This is a genomic window from Prevotella conceptionensis 9403948, from assembly GCF_000312305.1.
GTDB lineage: Bacteria > Bacteroidota > Bacteroidia > Bacteroidales > Bacteroidaceae > Prevotella > Prevotella conceptionensis.
The window spans coordinates 1-628 of the sequence record NZ_HE999530.1; the positions used below are offsets into that span (position 1 = coordinate 1).

Annotated in this window: 1 protein-coding gene; it reads right to left on the minus strand. The window is 53.7% G+C overall.

Features of this window, described 5'->3' with window-relative positions:
* On the minus strand, positions 1–628 hold a 628-nt coding region (locus tag BN93_RS16120), incomplete at both ends, for a TonB-dependent receptor plug domain-containing protein (protein WP_044261267.1).

Sequence of the window (628 nt, forward strand, 5' to 3'; positions counted from 1 at the left end):
ACTTCCCCAAGGCGATTCGTCGGCCGTAGAATTATCTATTGCGATGCTGTTTTTGAGCAACACCTTCGGCAATCGGTACTGAAAGTCGAGCGCACCCGTTAGCACGTCGCGCTTACTACCCTTCATCACGCCAGGCGAATGGTTGTAACCCACGTACAAACGATAGCGCAAAGCCTCGTCGCCACCCTCTAACGTAACGGTGTGCCGTTGCTGTAAAGAGGTTTGCAACGGCTTGTCTAGCCAATAAGTGTCCACTCCCGACAGCACTTGGCGCAGCTTAGATTGGTACAATCTCCACTTTTCCACCGTTGGTCCGCCCATCGTGTACAGTCCGCTAATGCGTTCGGCTTCAATTTTTTCGCGGGCGTTCATCAGGTTATAGCCCGTTAGGTCGGGATTTTCAATGCGCAGTTCTCCGCCGTAAGTAACCCATATCCGCCCAGGCTTTGCCGTTTTCGTCTCGATAACGATAACGCCATTGGCGGCTCGCGAGCCATAGATGGCCGTGGCAGCGGCATCTTTAAGCATGACGATAGATGCAACGCGGTCGGGGTCGAGGTCGGCCAAGGCCTGCACGCTAATTTCAAATCCGTCCATGATAAGCAGCGGTTGGTTGGCGTAAGTTTCG